General features: G+C 65.0%; 15 protein-coding genes. 11 read left to right on the plus strand and 4 right to left on the minus strand.

Annotation, left to right across the window (positions count from 1 at the left end):
- Positions 1-21: 21 nt before the first annotated feature.
- Complete coding sequence (gene metE / locus QP997_RS04100) at positions 22-2304, plus strand: 5-methyltetrahydropteroyltriglutamate--homocysteine S-methyltransferase (protein WP_284846299.1); 2283 nt, start codon at positions 22-24, stop codon at positions 2302-2304.
- Between the two features lie 103 nt (positions 2305-2407).
- Here metE and QP997_RS04105 read toward each other — a convergent pair whose 3' ends face one another.
- Both QP997_RS04105 and QP997_RS04110 read right to left on the minus strand, forming a co-directional pair.
- Positions 2408-3979: an alpha/beta fold hydrolase gene (locus QP997_RS04105; protein ID WP_284846300.1), complete on the minus strand. Its 1572-nt coding sequence runs from the start codon at positions 3977-3979 to the stop codon at positions 2408-2410.
- Positions 3980-4174: 195 nt separating this feature from the next.
- Positions 4175-5323: a nucleoside hydrolase gene (locus QP997_RS04110; RefSeq protein ID WP_284846301.1), complete on the minus strand. Its 1149-nt coding sequence runs from the start codon at positions 5321-5323 to the stop codon at positions 4175-4177.
- Between the two features lie 121 nt (positions 5324-5444).
- Here QP997_RS04110 and QP997_RS04115 point away from each other — a divergent pair, with 121 nt between their 5' ends.
- From QP997_RS04115 to QP997_RS04160, 10 genes are all read left to right on the plus strand, one after another.
- Complete coding sequence (locus QP997_RS04115; protein ID WP_284846302.1) at positions 5445-6674, plus strand: YibE/F family protein; 1230 nt, start codon at positions 5445-5447, stop codon at positions 6672-6674.
- Positions 6675-6684: 10 nt separating this feature from the next.
- Positions 6685-8481: a choline/carnitine O-acyltransferase gene (locus QP997_RS04120; RefSeq protein ID WP_284758237.1), complete on the plus strand. Its 1797-nt coding sequence runs from the start codon at positions 6685-6687 to the stop codon at positions 8479-8481.
- A 336-nt stretch (positions 8482-8817) separates the two neighbouring features.
- Complete coding sequence (locus QP997_RS04125) at positions 8818-9120, plus strand: urease subunit gamma (protein ID WP_015381961.1); 303 nt, start codon at positions 8818-8820, stop codon at positions 9118-9120.
- A gap of 60 nt (positions 9121-9180) precedes the next feature.
- Positions 9181-9492, plus strand: a complete 312-nt coding sequence (locus QP997_RS04130) for an urease subunit beta (RefSeq protein ID WP_015381962.1) — start codon at positions 9181-9183, stop codon at positions 9490-9492.
- Positions 9493-9545: 53 nt separating this feature from the next.
- Positions 9546-11261 (plus strand): urease subunit alpha, encoded by a 1716-nt coding sequence (ureC, locus tag QP997_RS04135; RefSeq protein WP_284846303.1) that lies wholly within the window; start codon positions 9546-9548, stop codon positions 11259-11261.
- Positions 11262-11407: 146 nt separating this feature from the next.
- On the plus strand, positions 11408-11884 hold the full coding sequence (gene ureE / locus QP997_RS04140; RefSeq protein WP_015381964.1) for an urease accessory protein UreE: 477 nt from the start codon (positions 11408-11410) through the stop codon (positions 11882-11884).
- Complete coding sequence (locus QP997_RS04145) at positions 11865-12659, plus strand: urease accessory protein UreF (protein ID WP_148820293.1); 795 nt, start codon at positions 11865-11867, stop codon at positions 12657-12659. Before ureE ends, QP997_RS04145 begins: the two co-directional genes overlap by 20 nt.
- A 161-nt stretch (positions 12660-12820) precedes the next feature.
- Positions 12821-13438 carry an urease accessory protein UreG gene (ureG, locus tag QP997_RS04150; protein ID WP_012361011.1) on the plus strand — a complete coding sequence of 206 codons (618 nt, stop codon included), beginning with the start codon at positions 12821-12823 and terminating at the stop codon, positions 13436-13438.
- A 3-nt stretch (positions 13439-13441) separates the two neighbouring features.
- Positions 13442-14326 carry an urease accessory protein UreD gene (locus QP997_RS04155; RefSeq protein WP_284846304.1) on the plus strand — a complete coding sequence of 295 codons (885 nt, stop codon included), beginning with the start codon at positions 13442-13444 and terminating at the stop codon, positions 14324-14326.
- 184 nt (positions 14327-14510) lie between these two features.
- Positions 14511-15128 (plus strand): CueP family metal-binding protein, encoded by a 618-nt coding sequence (locus QP997_RS04160; protein ID WP_284846305.1) that lies wholly within the window; start codon positions 14511-14513, stop codon positions 15126-15128.
- Here the strand turns inward: QP997_RS04160 and QP997_RS04165 are convergent, their stop codons facing one another.
- Both QP997_RS04165 and QP997_RS04170 read right to left on the minus strand, forming a co-directional pair.
- Positions 15129-15671 (minus strand): hypothetical protein, encoded by a 543-nt coding sequence (locus QP997_RS04165; protein WP_246818135.1) that lies wholly within the window; start codon positions 15669-15671, stop codon positions 15129-15131.
- On the minus strand, positions 15652-16941 hold the full coding sequence (locus QP997_RS04170) for an adenylosuccinate synthase (RefSeq protein ID WP_012361015.1): 1290 nt from the start codon (positions 16939-16941) through the stop codon (positions 15652-15654). Before QP997_RS04170 ends, QP997_RS04165 begins: the two co-directional genes overlap by 20 nt.
- Positions 16942-16956 lie beyond the last annotated feature (15 nt).

Below are 16956 nucleotides of genomic sequence, written 5' to 3' on the forward strand. Positions count from 1 at the left end.
CCAACCACGAAGAAGGAAAACATGACTTTCCACGCAACCACCGCCGGGGTCCCACGCATCGGACCTGATCGCGAGCTCAAGAAGGCACTCGAGGCATACTGGCGCGACTCCGCCACCGGCCGCGACCTCGCCGGCACCGCCACCCGCCTGGTCAACGACTACACCGACGGCCTGGTCAACGAGGGCCTCGACTCCGCCCCCTTCCAGGGTCGCTCCTACTACGACGCCATCCTCGACACCTCCGCGATCCTCGGCGCACTGCCGGAGCGCGTTGCCGAGATCAGCGACCACGAGAACGACGGCCTGCCGCAGTTCATCGACCGCCTCTTCGCCGCCGCCCGCGGCACTGCCGAGCTGCCGGCCTCCGCGATGACCAAGTGGTTCGACACCAACTACCACTACATCGTCCCGGAGCTGTCTGCTGACCAGGAGTTCCGCCTCGAGGACGGCGCCTGGCTCGACGACATCCGCGACCAGGTTAACCGTCACGGCGACAAGGTCCGTCCGGTCCTCGTCGGCCCGTTCACCTACCTGGCACTGGCCCGCTCCACCGACGGCTCCAACCCGCTGGAGCACCTGGAGTCCCTCTTCGAGACCTACGGCCGCCTGCTGCCGCGTATCGCCAACCGCGGCGTCACCTGGCTGCAGCTCGACGAGCCGTCCCTGGTCACCGACGTCGACCCGGCCACCCTGTCCCGCGTCAAGGCTGGCTACAAGAAGCTCACCCAGGTCGCCCACGACGCTGGCCTGAAGCTGCTGGTCCAGACGTACTACGGCGACGCCGACCAGGCCATCAAGACCCTCAGCGGCCTGGGCATCGACGCCTTCGGCGCCGACCTCGTCGCTGGCGGCAAGGAGCTGCCGAGCTGGACCGGCGAGGAGCTGCTGGTCGCCGGTGTGGTCGACGGCCGCAACATCTGGCGCACCGACCTGGACGCGGCCCTGGAGACCCTGAAGGCGCTGGCCGAACGTGGCCCGGTCGCCGTCTCCACCTCCGCGTCCCTGCTGCACGTGCCGTACACCCTGGCCCGCGAGACCACCTTGGGCGACGAGCTGCGCAGCTGGCTGGCATTCGGCGAGGAGAAGATCCGCGAGGTCGCCCTGCTGTCCCGCGTCCTGCGCGGCGAGGGCACCGAGGCCGACGAGAAGGCGCTGGCCGAGGCCCGCGAGGCCGTGCAGTCCCGCGCGACCTCCAAGCTGACCCACAACGACGAGGTCCGCGAGCGCACCGCCAAGATCACCGAGGAAGACCGCCACCGCGGTGACATCGAGGAGCGCCGCAAGGCCCAGCAGGAGGAGCTGAACCTCCCGCCGCTGCCGACCACCACGATCGGTTCCTTCCCGCAGACCACCCAGATCCGCCAGGCACGCGCGAAGCTGCGCAAGGGTGAGATCACCGAGGAGCAGTACACCCAGGCGATGCGCGACGAGATCGCGGACGTCATCGAGCGCCAGGAGAAGCTGGACCTGGACGTCCTCGTCCACGGTGAGCCGGAGCGCAACGACATGGTGCAGTACTTCTCCGAGCAGCTGGAGGGCTACCACTCCACCGAGCACGCGTGGGTGCAGTCCTACGGTTCCCGCTGCGTCCGTCCGCCAATCCTGTTCGGCGACGTCCGTCGTCCGGAGCCGATGACCGTCTCCTGGTTCGAGGAGGCCCAGAAGCTCACCGACAAGCCGGTCAAGGGCATGCTCACCGGTCCGGTGACGATGCTCGCGTGGTCCTTCGTCCGCGACGACCAGCCGCTGGGCGAGACCGCCGACCAGGTCGCCCTGGCACTGCGCGACGAGATCGACGACCTCGTCTCCGCTGGTGCGAAGGTTGTTCAGGTCGACGAGCCGGCCATCCGCGAGCTGCTGCCGCTGCGCGAGGCTGAGCAGCCGGCGTACCTGAAGTGGGCCGTGGGCTCCTTCCGCCTGGCCACCTCCGGTGTGGCTCCGAAGACTCAGATCCACACCCACATGTGCTACTCCGAGTTCAACGAGCTCATCGGCACGGTCGGCGACCTCGACGCGGATGTCACCTCCATCGAGGCTGCCCGCAACGGCATGCAGGTGCTCGCCGCCCTGCACGAGGCGGGCTATGACCTGGGTGTCGGCCCGGGCGTGTGGGACATCCACTCCCCGCGTGTCCCGAAGCAGGAAGAGGTCGACCAGCTGCTGGCCGATGCGCTGGCAAACGTCGCCCCAGAGCTGCTGTGGGTCAACCCGGACTGTGGCCTGAAGACCCGTGGCTGGGAGGAGACCACCGCCAGCCTCGAGGTGCTGGTCGCCGCCGCGAAGAAGGCGCGCGCCACCCTCTAAACCCCGCGCTCTCAGCCCTTACGCTGGGTTAAGCATTCGGCCCCGCGCTGCAGGAAGTTTCTCCTGTGGCGCGGGGCCGTTGCCATGCTCGAGGGGCTTGTGGCTAACCGTTGAAGTAGGCGCTGACCTTGCCAGCAACCTTCTCTGGAGCCACGAGCATCACGCCGTGGGCGTGGCCCGGCACCTGCACGGCCTCGCCGCCGAGAGCCTTCTGCATCTGCCAGATGGCATCGCCGGTGACCGCCGAATCATTCGTGAATCCCACGTGCAGGGGCTTGGTCTCCAGCTTTTCACCGTTGATTGGCGCACCCGGGTGTGGCAGCGGCCAGCCCGCGCAGACGCGGCCCGAGCCGAGGTTGCCCTCGATCGCGGAGATCGAGTCGCCGCCGGTGAGCTGATCGATGAACAGCTGCGGCAGCATCTCGGGCTTGGTCGGCGTGGCGTTGTCGTTGCAGACGATCGAGAGCTCCACGGAGCCCAGGGAGGTCATCTGCTCCAGCAGGCCCATGGTCTCTTCCTCGGAGAGCTCCTTGCCAGTCACGGGGTTGATCGGCCGACCGTTCGGCCCCAGTTCCTGGCCCGCCATCTTCGGCGGCTTGCCCGTGCGGATGTACTCGGCGAGCTTCGGCCGCATCTCCGGGTTATACAGCGCCCCGAAGTAGGTGAAGGTGAACAGCGGGGAGGCCAGGGTGGCCTGCTGCTTGCCCTTGGCCAGCGTGACCATGGCTGAGCCGAGTCGCCACGCGGGCGGCAGCGCCTGGTTCGCGGCGGGCAGCGCGATATTGGCGTGCTCCTTCAACCCCGCTGGGAGGTCTCCGATCTCAGCCGGCGGCGGCGTGACCTGCGCGGGTGCGCCGCTTTCCTTATCAATGACGGCCGACCAGCGCTGGTAGACCTGCAGCGGCGTGGCGCCCAGGTGGTACTCATCGTCCCGGTCGGCGATCCACTGGAAGACATCGTGCAGCCCGTCGCGGCGCCAGGATTCGCGGTCGCGGCCGGTCTTGAACCACAGGCTCTCCGGGCTCGCGGAGCTATCGATCAGCGCCTTGCCGGTGTGCTGCGGGAACATCGTGGCGTAGGTGCCCATGAGCACCCCGCCGTAGGAGACGCCGTAGAGGTTGAGGCGCTCCTCCCCCAGCAATTGGCGGGCTCGGTCGAGGTCGCGGGCGGTGTTTGCGGTGGTGACCTGCTGGGAGTAGCCGGGCTGCTCGAGGTTGCACAGGTCGCGGAAGAGCCCGGCGGCGAGGGTCGGGATCACACCGCTGGCGAGGTGCCCGTAGCTACACTTCAGCGCCTCCCCGTGGGCGAGGCCGCGGGGCTGGACCGCGATGAGGTCGTAGTGCTTCTGCACATCGGCGGGGAGCTTGACCCGCTGCCCGGTGAGCTTGTCTGGGGCGGCGTTGTCCGCGAACATCTCCAGCGCGCTGCCGCCCGGGCCGCCAGGGTTGCCGGCGATGACGCCGCGCTTCGCACCGGTCGCCGGGATCTTGCTCATCGTGAGCGTGATCTTCTGCCCATCGGGCTGCGAATAATCCATCGGCACCTGGAACTCCGCGCATTTCGCCCGCTTCGCGACGAAGACGTCCGCGGGGCAATCGCTCCAGGAAAGTTGCTGTGTCTCCGCGGTCGCTGCCGGGGCGACCAGGGCGCTGAGTAGTCCGAGGCCTCCCAGCATTCCTGCAATTTTGTGACCTACTCGCATTAAGGGGCTGCTCCTCACCGTGTTTTCTCGTCCGTGTCTCTTCTCAGCCGTGCCCTCGCCGCTGAACACGCGTTCTTGCGTCTCAGCGCGTTGCCCTTGGCTACAAGCGACCTGATACTTCGCGGTGGAAAGTCTAACAAGAGCCCCGGACGCGCCGCCGGGGAAGACTCAAGGCTTGCCGACCAACAGCTCGCCGAAGCGTTCCAGCACCCCGCCCGCGTCCAAGCATCCCAGCACCCGCGCATTCGGGGTGAGCTGCGGGCCAAAGGGCGGGTTTGGGTCGAAGGCGAGGGTCGCACCCCGGGTGAGCTCGGAGTCGGCCTCCACGTCCACGTGGAACTCAGTTGCCTCGAAAGCCACGTCTCCAAGCAACACCATCGCGGCTGCGAGGTCGTGGATTTGTGCCTGGTAGCCGACCCCGACCTGCTCGTGGAACTCGAAGTAGAACTCAACCGTGGCCGTCAGCAGCTGACCGAGCTGCGACACCGCCTGCGCGCTCTCCAGGTCGCCCTGCCTGTCAGCCTGCCGACCAGTCTCCTGCCGAGCGTCGAGTCCACCGACCCAGTCGCGGAGCCGTTCCGGGGTGAGCAGCACCTGCTCGGTCATGTTCAGCGGGGCGATCACCGGCAGGGGTGCCCCCTCGGGCCAGTGCTGCAGGGCATACTTCAGGGCGTGCGGGTCCACCCAGGCGTTCCACTCCGCGACCGGGGTGGTGTTGCCGGGGTAGCCGAAGGCCCCGCCCATGATGACCACCTGGCACCCCCGCAGCACCTCCGGGGCGTGCTCCACCGCCCAGGCCAGGTTCGTCGCAGGCCCACAGACCAGCAGGTGGGTGGGCTGCGCATCCGCCCAGTGAGCCACCGCTGCAGCCGCGGTGCCATCCGGTGTGCCGCTGCCCGGCGCGAGGGGTGCTTCGGCCTTCCCTGGCGTTCCCTCCGCCTGCGCTCGCCGGGCGTCGCCGGACTCTCCCAGCCAGTACCCCAGCCCCCTCGGCCCATGGGTTTCCGGCGTCGTCACCAACGGCAGCACCCGCGGGTGTGCCGCGCCGATCGTGATCTTCGGGATCACAGCATCCGACTCCTCACCGCGTTGGGCGCGGTGACGTCCTAAAGAAGAAGGTCCCCACTGCTGGGCGGCGACCCGGAAGACTTCCGCGGAATTACGGGCGGCGTCATCGGCGGTGCAGTTGCCGGCGCTGGTGGTCACCGAGAGGTCGATCCGGCCGGCCAGATGCAACCGGTAGAGGTAGATCAGGGCCAGGGCATCGTCGATGCCGGTGTCCACGTCGGCCACGACTGTCAAGGAAGGTGTGCTCACAAACTCTCACGCTACCGATCACCACGACCGCCGGGTAAGGTACACCAAAGTTATTGGTAATACTTTTCTTTTACTCGGCGCGCGCGATCGCCCGCGCGCCACATTGAGCGAGGGATAACCCGTGGCCAAGCACCATAAGAACACGACGCAGCGGTGGAGCACACCCCAGTGGGTGCTGGCCATCGGCCTGGCGATATTCGCCATCGCCACCCTCGCCGGCCTCGTCGTGCAGTGGCCACACAGCAGCGAGGAGCCCAAGGTCACCCCGGCGTACCAAAACTCCGGCTACGCGGGGCCGCTGACCAACGGCGAGGTGCTCTTCACCCGCCCCGCGAAGTGCGGGGCCACCGAGATCGGCGTGACCAGCAAAGCCATCCCGGAGGATAAGAATCCCTTCGCGGAGAAGCACTGCACGCAGGTCATCGTCCGGCTCACCGAGGGTGCCGACGAGGGCACATACACCGCACTAGAGTCCCGGCACATGCCCGGCGAACCGGAGCTACATGAGGGCGATAGCATCAAGCTGATCCACAGCCACGGCACTTATGCCTTCCAGGACTACGACCGCACGGGACCGCTGTGGGCGTGGGTGCTGGCCACGATCGTGTTGATCATCGCGGTCGGCCGCTGGCGCGGGCTGCGGGCACTCGTGGGGCTGGCGATCACGATGGTGATGATCCTCGCCTTCCTGCTGCCCGCGTTGCTGCGGGGTGGCTCCCCGCTGTGGTTGGCGGTAACGACGGCGGCGACCGTCATCCTCCTCGTCGTCTTCCTCGTCCACGGGGTGAACTGGAAATCCGCGGCCGCGATGGGCGGCTCCCTGGTGGCGGTGGCCATCGCCACAGCGCTATCGGGACTGGCCATCGACTCCACCTCCCTGCGGGGCTTGGGGGATGAATCGAATCTGCAGATCCTGCTCTACCTGCCGGAGCTGGACATCACCGGGCTGATGCTGGCCGGGATGATCATCGGCGCGCTGGGCGTACTCAACGACGCCACGATCGCGCAGGCCTCTACGATCACTGAACTCAAGCGCGCGGAACCGGACGCCTCGTCCTGGCAGCTTTTCCGCAACGCCATGCGCGTCGGCGAGGATCACATCGCTTCGATGGTCTACACCCTGGTGCTGGGGTACGCGGGTGTCGCGATCCCCATGATGCTGCTGCTGAGCATCTCCGGTCGCCCGATCGAGCAGGTGCTGACCTCGGACGTGATGGCCACCGAGCTGCTGCGTTCCGTCACGGGCGCGATCGCGTTGCTGCTCGCGATTCCGCTGACTACCGCCATCGCGGCTGTGACCGCGGACCCAAACAGCAGGGATTCGGGGCACGCGCATATCCACAGCCATTAGGATTAAATTCATGACGAATAACCCGGTATCCAATGCTGCAATTTTGAAGCCTCTGCCGCTGCCGGAGCTAGAGGACACCCTGGGTCGGTTGCGGCATGTGGTCAGTGCCGTGGCCAGCAACGATCAGCTGGTCCACACCGACGAGGCCATCGCCTCTTTCAAGCAGCAGGAGGGGCCGCGCCTGCAGGCTCAGCTGCGGGAGTTCGCCGAGGAGAAGGAGGCCGAGAACTCCAGCTGGCTGGCCGAGCAGTGGCTGGATGATTACCTCGACGTCCGCACCTCCCTCCCGGTGACCACGAACGTCGGTTTCCAGGCACGCATCGACGTCGCCGGTGAAGGCCTCGATCGGGTGGCTCGCGTCATCCGCCGCGTTGCGGAGGTGCACCTGATGCAGGCGCGCGGGCAGATGCCGGAGGAGCGCGACTTCCGCGATAACCCACTGAGTTCTACGCAGTGGCGCTGCTTCAACGGCGGCCTGCGCCACCCGAATGTGGATCGCGACGAGATCCTGCGCTGCACCAAGGGGGCGCGTAGCCGACGGATCGGTGTTCTTCACGAGGGACGCATGTGGAATGTCCCCATTTCGGACGGCAGTGGGCATGCCCTGTCCATCTCCACGATCCGCGCTGCACTCGGCAAGATCGTCGATGCTCCAGCCCCGGAGGCTGAGGCGGATGGCGAGGCGGCTCTCGCCGCGCGCCCGGGTTTTGCGGACATGAGCTACCTGGGCTCGGGTCTGCTGGCGGAGCCGTTCAACGAGATGATCCGCGACCGCGACAACGCCGAGACCTATGACCAGCTGCGTGACCAGCTCTTCCACGTCTCTCTCGATTCGACCCGCGGCTCCGAGGCGGAGCTGCTGCGGCGTGCTGCGTTTAGCACTGGGCTGGCCTGGGTCTACAAGCCGATCACCTACGTGATCAGCACGGTTCAGAACTTCCAGGCCATGCACGTGGAGCATTCCACGGTGGACGGCGCGACCCTGGTCACGGCGCTGCGACGCATCCAGGAGGTCAAGGTCAAGGACGAGGCCCCAGGTTCGCCGGCGCTGGCCCGCCCCGAGGAGCTGACCTGGGTTCGGGTGCCTGAGGAGCTGGCGAGCGTGGGCACCCCGGGTGGGGCGAGCGTTGGCGCGGAGCCGGAGCTGCGCATCGTGGATGCCCCTCGCCTGCCGCAGGATGAGATTCCCTTCAAGTTCAGCGCCGATGCGATGAGCCAGCTCATCCTCACCCTGGCTCAGGAGCTGTCCTTTGGCCGCACCCGCGGTGTCTACGAGGCCGTGGACATGCGGGAGTACAAGGCAGGACGCACGGAGTGCCTGCGCGCCGCCACCCCGGAGGCCGTGGCCTTCGCCAAGGCCCTCATCAAGGCGGAGGACGCGGAGTCCGCTGCGGCGGATGCGGAGCTCCGCGAGAAGCTGGACGCAGTGTTGGCCGCCCACCGGGGGTGGGTGAAGAGCTGCAAGGCGGGTGCGGGCATCGACCGCCACCTGTGGGCACTGAATTTCACCGCTCGGAAGGCCGAGGAGGGTGCGGACGGCATCGCCCTGCTGAAGGACGAGGGAGTAGCGCTCGCGCTGCGGGACTTCCTCTCCACGACGTCGGTGGGTTCGGCGGATCAGATTATTCGCTATGCCTTCGCGCCGAGCGTCGCCGAGGGCTTCGGTGTGAACTACACACCGGATCAGGATCACATCGAGTACCTGGTGAGCTACAGCGAGAGCGCAGAGGATCCGCAGTGGTTCCTGGAGAACCTCGTGACCGCTGGCCAGCTGCTCGCCGACTATCTGGGCACATTGGAAAAATAGGCTTCCGGCTAGGCCGGCGCGGATACATCCGCGTCGGCCTTTATTTATTGCTTGAATTACCTATTCCAAGGCAAGGAATGTATTTGGTGATATCAATCACCATGACGAAAAAGTAATGGCCTTAATCACATTTCAACATCCCCATTACGCGAACTATCTTTTAGGTGTTTGACCATTACTTTAGTGCTTCACATCACCCCCTTACCCCCTCCTTAAAACTGGTAGACTTCTGGGTGTCATGGCTCCTGCCGCAGTAATGAATAGCAATAGGCATTAATCGGCAGAGCGGTGAACTAATAAGGGTTCACCCAATCATTCTTTGACCACAGGAGAGACATGCACCTCACAGCACGAGAGCAGGAGAAGCTTCTCATTGTTGTCGCCGCCGACGTGGCGCGTCGCCGCAAGGAGCGCGGCGTCAAGCTGAACCACCCGGAAGCGGTCGCGTACATCACCGCCGAGCTCATGGAGGGCGCCCGTGACGGCAAGACCGTCGCCGAGCTCATGAGCGAGGGCCAGCAGTACCTGACTCGCGACGACGTCATGGAAGGCGTCCCGGAGATGATTTCCGACGTCCAGGTGGAGACCACCTTCCCGGACGGCACGAAGCTTGTCACTGTCCACAACCCGATCCGCTAAGTAGCGCCCAAACCTTCACGTTTGGCCGCGCAACCGGCACGCTTCGAGAGGATTTTCTCAATGACCATTTCCGGTGAGTACTTCATCGGCGACGAGCCGATCATCCTGAACGAGGGTCGCGAGACCACGACCATCGAGGTCACCAACACTGGCGACCGCCCGATCCAGATCGGATCCCACTTCCACTTCTACGAGGTCAACAAGGCTGTGGAGTTCGACCGCGACGCTGCTTACGGTAAGCGTCTCGACATCCCCGCTGGCACCGCTGTCCGCCTCGAGCCAGGCGATAAGCGCACTGTCGACCTCGTCGACTTCGGAGGCCACCGTCAGGCCTATGGCTTCAACCAGCAGATCAACGGCCCGCTGGACTAACCCGCTTAAAACAGCGAACAACTTCTCACACTTCACTCCTAAGGAGAGCATTCATGGCTTACGAGATTTCTCGTCAGCAGTACGGGGAGCTGTACGGCCCGACCACGGGTGACGGCATTCGTCTTGCTGATACCGACCTGGTTCTGCGCATCGAAAAGGACCTCACCGCTAAGGGCGACGAGGTCGGCTTCGGTGGCGGCAAGGTGATTCGCGAGGGCATGGGCATGAACGCCCGCATGACCCGCGACGAGGGTGTCGTGGACACCGTCATCACCAACGCGATCATCGTCGACCACTCCGGCATCTTTAAGGCCGACATCGGCATCCGCGACGGCCTGATCGTCGGCATCGGCCGCGCAGGAAACCCGGACATCCAGGACGATATCGACATCCCAGTCGGCGTCAACACCGAGGCCTACGCCGGTGAGCACACCATCGTGACCGCGGGCGCAATCGATACCCACATTCACTTCATCTCCCCGGACCAGTTCGACACCGCACTGTCGAACGGCACCACCACCTTCATCGGTGGCGGCACCGGCCCGGCTGATGGCACCAAGGCAACCACGATCACCCCGGGCGAGTGGCACATCCACCGCATGATCGAGGCCACCTCCGACGCACCGGTGAACATCGGCCTCCTCGGCAAGGGGCACGCGGCAGTCCCAGGTCCCCTGAAGGCCCAGATCCGCGCGGGCGCCATCGGCCTGAAGATCCACGAGGACTGGGGTGCTACCCGCTCCTCCATCGACACCTCGTTGCAGGTTGCGGATGAGCTGGACGTCCAGATCGCTATCCACACGGATACGCTGAATGAGTACGGCTACCTCGAGGACACGATTAAGGCGATCGACCACCGCACGATCCACACCTTCCACACCGAGGGTGCCGGCGGTGGTCACGCTCCGGACATCATCGCCATCGCTGGCGAGAAGAACGTGATTCCGGCGTCGACCAACCCAACCCTGCCGTTCACCAAGAACACCGTCGATGAGCACCTCGACATGCTCATGGTTTGCCACCACCTGAACAAGGACATCCCGGAGGATGTCGCGTTCGCAGACTCCCGTATTCGTGGCGAGACGATTGGCGTTGAGGACGTGCTGCACGACCTCGGTGTGTTCTCCATTACCTCCTCCGACTCTCAGGCCATGGGTCGCGTCGGTGAGGTCGTCCTGCGCACCTGGCAGGTCGCACACATCAACAAGCAGCAGCGCGGCCCGCTGGAGGGTGACTCCGAAGGCAACGACAACAACCGCATCAAGCGCTACGTCTCCAAGTACACCATCAACCCGGCCATCGCCCACGGCATCAGCCACCTCGTTGGCTCCGTGGAGGTTGGCAAGATGGCTGACCTGGTGCTCTGGGAGCCGCGCTTCTTCGGCGTGAAGCCGAAGGTGGTCCTGAAGTCCGGCCAGGCTGCATACTCCGAGATGGGCGACTCCAACGGCTCCATCCCGACCCCACAGCCGGTGACCTACCGTCGCAACTGGGGCGCTGCCGGTGCAGCCGCCGAGACCGCAGCAGTAACCTTCGTTCCGGGTGTTGCACTGCAGTCCGGCCTCGAGGACAAGCTGCGCGGTGGCCGTGCCCTGCTCGAGGCACGCGACATGCGCGAGATCACCAAGAAGGATCTGAAGCACAACGACGCCACCCCGAAGATCGAGGTGGATCCGCAGACCTACCAGGTTCGCCTGGACGGCGAGCTCGTCGAGGGCTCCAAGCCGACCGAGACCCTGCCAATGGGCCAGAAGTACTTCCTCTTCTAAGGCCAAAGGCAGTATTGCTTCTGTGATCTAATGCACCGCGACCGGCGGCTTTTGCCGTCATCGCGGTGCATTCTTTTTCGTTAGACTTGAGGCTGCATAAATAAACACGCAGTCAATTGAGCAACGTCATTTATTAGGAGCCGGAAATGATTATCACCGAGATTCTGGGGAACCGCGCGAAGCTCTCCGCCGATGAGATCTCCCAGTACACCGAGGAAAAGGTCAAGCTGCCGAACCTCGACCTGGTCAAGCGCATCCAGCGCGTCACCACCGACGCGGACCGCGAGATCGGCCTCCGCCTGCCGTCGGAGGTCAAGGAGCTCAAGGACGGCGACATCCTGTACCAGAACGACGACCTGCTGATCACCGTCGAGGTGCTGCCCACCGACGTCCTGGTCTACCGCCCGCGCAACACCCTGGAGATGGGCAAGGTCGCTCACTCCCTGGGCAACCGCCACCTCCAGGCCCAGTTCTTCGGTGAGGACTCCGAATACGGCGAGACCGTCATGGTGCTCCAGTACGACCACACGGTCGAGGACCACCTCAAGCACGTCGACGCGCAGTACACGCGCGAAGACCGAGTTATGCCGGAGGCATTCCGCCATGCAGAACACTCCCACTAAGAGCAAGAAGAACGGGAAGAAGACCGAGCAGGCCGAGACCGGCCCACAGCACGTCCCCTCCGCGGTTCGCGCGCAGCTCGCGATGCTGCACTTCACGGACTCTGCGCTGCCCACCGGTGGCTTCAGCCACTCCTACGGCATGGAGACCTACCTGCAGCGCGACGACGTCCACGACCCGGAGACCTTCGCGACCTGGCTGCGGGCCTACCTGCGCCAGGCTGCCTATAACGACGGCCTGATCTGCCGCTTCGCCGCAGAGGTCGGCGCGCAGGTCAAGAGCAAGGAAATCGACGAGGACGCCGCCTACGCGCGCCTGGCTGAGCTGGACCAGCTCGCGCACGTCTCCCTCGTGCCGCGCCAGGTCCGCGATGCGAACTCCTCGATGGGCACCCGCATGGCCAAGATCGGCCCCGTCGCGGTGCCCGAGTCCCCGATCCTGCAGCGCTATTGCAAGGACGTCCGCGAGGGCGAGCTGCACGGCAGCCCCGCCATCGTGCACGGGCTTGCGCTCGGTGTGCTGGGTCTGGACATTGTCGAGGCGGTGCGCAGCTACCTGATGCAGCTGACCGTCTCGCTGACCCAGAACGGCATCCGCGGCATCCCGATCGGCCAGGACGCCGGCCAGCGCGTGCTCTCCGCGATGTACCCGGTGATCAACCGCACCGCGGAGAAGATCCAGACCCTGGGGATGATTGACCTGGGCATGTCCTCCCCCGGCCTGGAGATCGCGCAGATTCAGCACGAGACGCACCGTTCCCGCATGTTTATGTCCTAGCCCTTGGGGCACGCGCCCGCCGGTCGTCCAAGGATCCTCCGGCGGGGCACAAGGGCACCGCGCCCCCGCTGCTCCCCCGCAACCCGGGGAATACCCAAGACCAGCGGCGCGCTGAAAATATTAGAGAAGAAAAGAAGACAAGAAGGAAGGCCTAGACAGTCATGGCACCTATCAAGATTGGCATCGGTGGCCCGGTCGGCTCCGGCAAGACTGAGCTCATCGAGCGCATCACCCGCGCCCTCGACGGCGAGATCGAGATGGCCGCGATCACGAACGACATCTACACCCTCGAGGATGCGAAGATCCTGGCCCGCAACTCCGTCTTGGACGAGGACCGCATCATCGGTGTCGAGACCGGTGGCTGCCCGCACACCGCGATCCGTGAGGACACGTCCATGAACGACGCGGCCTACGAGGAGATCGTTAAGCGCCACCCAAACCTGGACATCGTCTTCGTCGAGTCCGGTGGCGATAACCTCTCCGCAACCTTCTCCCCGGAGCTCGTCGACTTCTCCATCTACATCATCGACGTCGCGCAGGGCGAGAAGATCCCGCGCAAGGCCGGTCAGGGCATGATCAAGTCCGACCTCTTCGTCATCAACAAGACGGACCTGGCACCGTACGTGGGCGCCGACCTGTCCGTCATGGAGGCCGACTCCAAGAACTTCCGCGGCGAGAAGCCTTTCGTCATGACCAACCTGAAGACCGACGAGGGCCTCGACGGCGTCCTGCGCTGGATCCGCGAGGACGTCCTGATGAGCGACCTGGCGGAGAGCTAATCTGTGAAAGCCTCCCCGTTCATCGACACCCCACCGAAGCGGTACCACTCGCTGCGCGACCCCATCGGCAGGCTAGACCTGCACATCGCGCAGCGGGACGGTAAGTCTTATTCGAAGCGGCAGTACTACCACAACGCCCTGCGCGTCATCCGCCCCCACTACCTCGACGATTCCGGCCAGGTCTACTTCCAGATCGTCAACCCGGGTGGCGGCTACCTGCGCGGCGATGATTACCACATCACCGTCCGCGTGGACGAGGGCGCGAGCCTGCTGCTGAGTGACCAGTCCGCGACGAAGGTCTACAAGACGCCGGAAGACCGCTCCCTGCAGGACGTCCACGTCGTGCTGGGCGAGGACGCCGTCTTCGAGTACCTGCCAGATCAGCTGATCGCGTACGAGGACGCCTCCTATGCGCAGTTCATGAACGTGCAGATGGACTCCAGCGCCTCCCTGGTCACCGCGGAGATCGTGACGCCGGGCTGGTCCCCGGATGGGACCCGTTTTAAGTTTCAGGACGTCCGCCTGCACACCACCGTCGAGGTGGACGGCAAGCTGGCGGTGCTGGATAACCTGCTGATCCTGCCGGGTTCCAGCGAGTTCACCGAGGACTCCATCCTCTACATGGAAGACCAGACCCACGTGGGCTCCCTGCTGGCCGTGGACCGGCGCATCGACGCCGAGCTGCTGGGCGAGCTGCGGGAGTACCTCGCGGGCCTGGAGTTCAAGGAGACCGTGCGCTTCGGGGTCACCCTCATCGACGGGCCGGGGCTCGCGCTGCGCTCCCTCGGCACGCTGACGGAGGATCTGTACCTGCTGAACACGGAGGTCGCTAACTTCCTCCGCGCGAAGTTCCGCAACCAGCCTCGGCTGCACCTGCGCAAGTACTAGTTAGAGCAGCCGCCGGGCGAGCTGTATCTAGAGCACAACATGCTCTGTACAATTCAACTTCCGGCTGCTATCAACGGATTCACAGAAGATTCCACGCCAGTGCCGGGGCATTTTGCCCCGGCATTGTGCCATGCTGGACAAGTTCCATCACCCACTCAGTTGAAGAACGAGGTCCGCGTTAAACGTGCGCAAAACCCAGCTCCCCTTCCTCCTCGCTGCCGTAACACTCGGGCTCGCCGGATGTGCTTCCAGCGACGATCCGTCGACTGACACTGCGACGAGCGCCGTCGAAACCCAGAGCCAGGAAAACTCCCAGACGACCCCTGCGGACATCCTCGCCCCATATTCCTTGGAGGATCGCAATGTCGACGATGTGGTCGATGCTCTGGATCAGATGCCGGTGAATGAACGGCCGGAGGACCTCATAGCCTCCGTACGCATCGATCAGCTGGAACTGAGCACCAACGAGGGCAACGCCGCTATGGATATGCCCAAAGACAAGACGTACGTGTCCTTCGCGCCCTACGTTGATAGCACTCACCCCTGCACGTTCCACAGCCTGACAACGTGCCAGGGGGAAATGCGTAACGCCCCGATCCACATCAAAATTACGGAATCAGGCTCGAACCGAGTACTGGTCGACGAGCGCGTAAAGACCTTCGATAACGGTTTCTACGGCGTATGGCTGCCGCGCGATATCGAAGGCAAGATTGAGGTCACCCACGAGGGCAAAACCGGCAGCGCCGATTTTTCAACCAAGGCAAACGGCGCCACGTGTGTCACTGATCTCAAGCTGAGCTAACTAGAGCAGCCGCCGGGCGAGCTGCGTGGCCTCATCCGGGGTCAGCACCGCACCAGCGGCTTCCCCCATGGCGGGTCGTGTCGATTCATCGGCGCTGACCCGCCATTTTTGCTGCCCGGAATCGGTACCTGTGGCGGGCGAATCCACAGCATCGGTGGCGCCGTCGGTGACGGTCGCGGCGTCCGTGCCGTCCGTGGCGGCATCGGTGCCATCCGCGACGTCAAAAGCCACGTAGACGTGGGTTTCCACCGCGTGCTGCACCTGGATCCACTCCAGGCCGGCCGCCGGAGGTGCCTGAAGGGCTGCAGCCAGCAATTGATGCAGCTCCTCAGGATCCCCCACCCGGTGGGCGAAGCCATTGGAGGCGGCGAAGACCCAGTCGGTGTCCCGGCTGGGAACGCTGTCCGCCTCGCCGCGATCGGCCGAGGGCGCCTCCCCCGGTATGCCCTCCGGCGCGCTCCCCGAGCCCATCGCCTGCTCGCTGCCCGAGCCTCCGCCCGCACCGTGGGGCTGACTAGCCCCGTTAGTCCTTGAGGATGTCATTGATCACGATGGTCTGATCGCGACCCGGCCCCACACCGATGTAGGACATGCGGCAGCCGGAGAGCTCCTCCAGGCGCTTGACGTAGTCCTGCGCCTTCTCCGGCAGCTCCTCGAAGGTGCGGCAGCCGGTGATGTCCTCGTCCCACGCCGGCATCGTCTCGTAGATCGGGGTGGCGTGGTGGAACTCGGTCTGGGTCATCGGCATCTCGTCGTGGCGAACACCGTCGACGTCGTAGGCCACGCAGATCGGGATCTCACCGATGCCGGTCAGGACGTCCAGCTTCGTCAGGAAGTAGTCCGTAAAGCCGTTGACGCGGGAGGCGTAGCGCGCGATGACGGAGTCGTACCAGCCGCAACGGCGCGGGCGGCCGGTGTTCACGCCGACCTCACCACCGGTGGTCTGCAGGTACTCGCCCCACTTGTCGAAGAGCTCCGTCGGGAACGGGCCGGCACCGACGCGGGTGGTGTAGGCCTTGATGATGCCCAGGGAGCTGGTGATGCGGGTCGGGCCCACTCCCGAGCCCACGCAGGCGCCACCGGTGGTCGGGTTGGAGGAGGTGACGAACGGGTAGGTGCCGTGGTCCACGTCCAGCATGGTGGCCTGGCCGCCCTCCATCAGAACGCGCTCGCCCCGGTCCAGGGCCTCGTTGAGCACCTTGGAGGAATCGATGAGCATCGGCGCCAGGCGGTCCGCGTAGGACAGGAAGTACTGCACGACCTCCTCCGGCTCAATAGCGCGGCGGTTGTACATCTTCACCAGCATCTGGTTCTTCTTGTCCAGCGCGGATTCGATCTTCTGGCGCAGGATGGACTCATCCAGCAGGTCCTGGGCGCGGATGCCGACGCGGCCGACCTTGTCCTGGTAGGTCGGGCCGATGCCGCGGCCGGTGGTGCCGATGGCGCGCTTGCCGAGGAAACGCTCCGAGACGCGGTCAATCGCCACGTGGTACGGGGCGACGAGCTGAGCGTTGGCGGAGACACGCAGGTGGGAGGTGTCCGCACCGCGGGCCTGAAGGCCGTCGATCTCCTCGAACAGGGCCTCCAGGTTCACCACGCAGCCATTGCCAATGATGGAGGTGGCGTTGTCGGAGAGGATGCCGGCCGGCAGGAGCTTCAGCTCGTACTTCTCCCCTCCCACGACGACGGTGTGGCCGGCGTTGTTACCGCCGTTGGGCTTCACGACGTAATCGACCTGGCCACCCAGGATGTCCGTCGCCTTACCCTTGCCCTCATCGCCCCACTGGGCACCGACAACGATGATTGCTGCCATTTGACTTCTCTTGTC

Source organism: Corynebacterium sp. MSK039 (assembly GCF_030232315.1).
Taxonomy (GTDB): domain Bacteria; phylum Actinomycetota; class Actinomycetes; order Mycobacteriales; family Mycobacteriaceae; genus Corynebacterium.

Coding starts and splice junctions, on each gene's coding strand:
- QP997_RS04105 (WP_284846300.1), bottom strand. CDS start 3,979: ATGCTGGGAGGCCTCGGACTACTCAGCGCCCTGGTCGCCCCGGCAGCG.
- ureE (WP_015381964.1), top strand. CDS start 11,408: ATGATTATCACCGAGATTCTGGGGAACCGCGCGAAGCTCTCCGCCGAT.
- QP997_RS04120 (WP_284758237.1), top strand. CDS start 6,685: ATGACGAATAACCCGGTATCCAATGCTGCAATTTTGAAGCCTCTGCCG.
- QP997_RS04165 (WP_246818135.1), bottom strand. CDS start 15,671: ATGACATCCTCAAGGACTAACGGGGCTAGTCAGCCCCACGGTGCGGGC.
- QP997_RS04130 (WP_015381962.1), top strand. CDS start 9,181: ATGACCATTTCCGGTGAGTACTTCATCGGCGACGAGCCGATCATCCTG.
- metE (WP_284846299.1), top strand. CDS start 22: ATGACTTTCCACGCAACCACCGCCGGGGTCCCACGCATCGGACCTGAT.
- ureG (WP_012361011.1), top strand. CDS start 12,821: ATGGCACCTATCAAGATTGGCATCGGTGGCCCGGTCGGCTCCGGCAAG.
- QP997_RS04145 (WP_148820293.1), top strand. CDS start 11,865: ATGCAGAACACTCCCACTAAGAGCAAGAAGAACGGGAAGAAGACCGAG.
- QP997_RS04125 (WP_015381961.1), top strand. CDS start 8,818: ATGCACCTCACAGCACGAGAGCAGGAGAAGCTTCTCATTGTTGTCGCC.
- ureC (WP_284846303.1), top strand. CDS start 9,546: ATGGCTTACGAGATTTCTCGTCAGCAGTACGGGGAGCTGTACGGCCCG.
- QP997_RS04170 (WP_012361015.1), bottom strand. CDS start 16,941: ATGGCAGCAATCATCGTTGTCGGTGCCCAGTGGGGCGATGAGGGCAAG.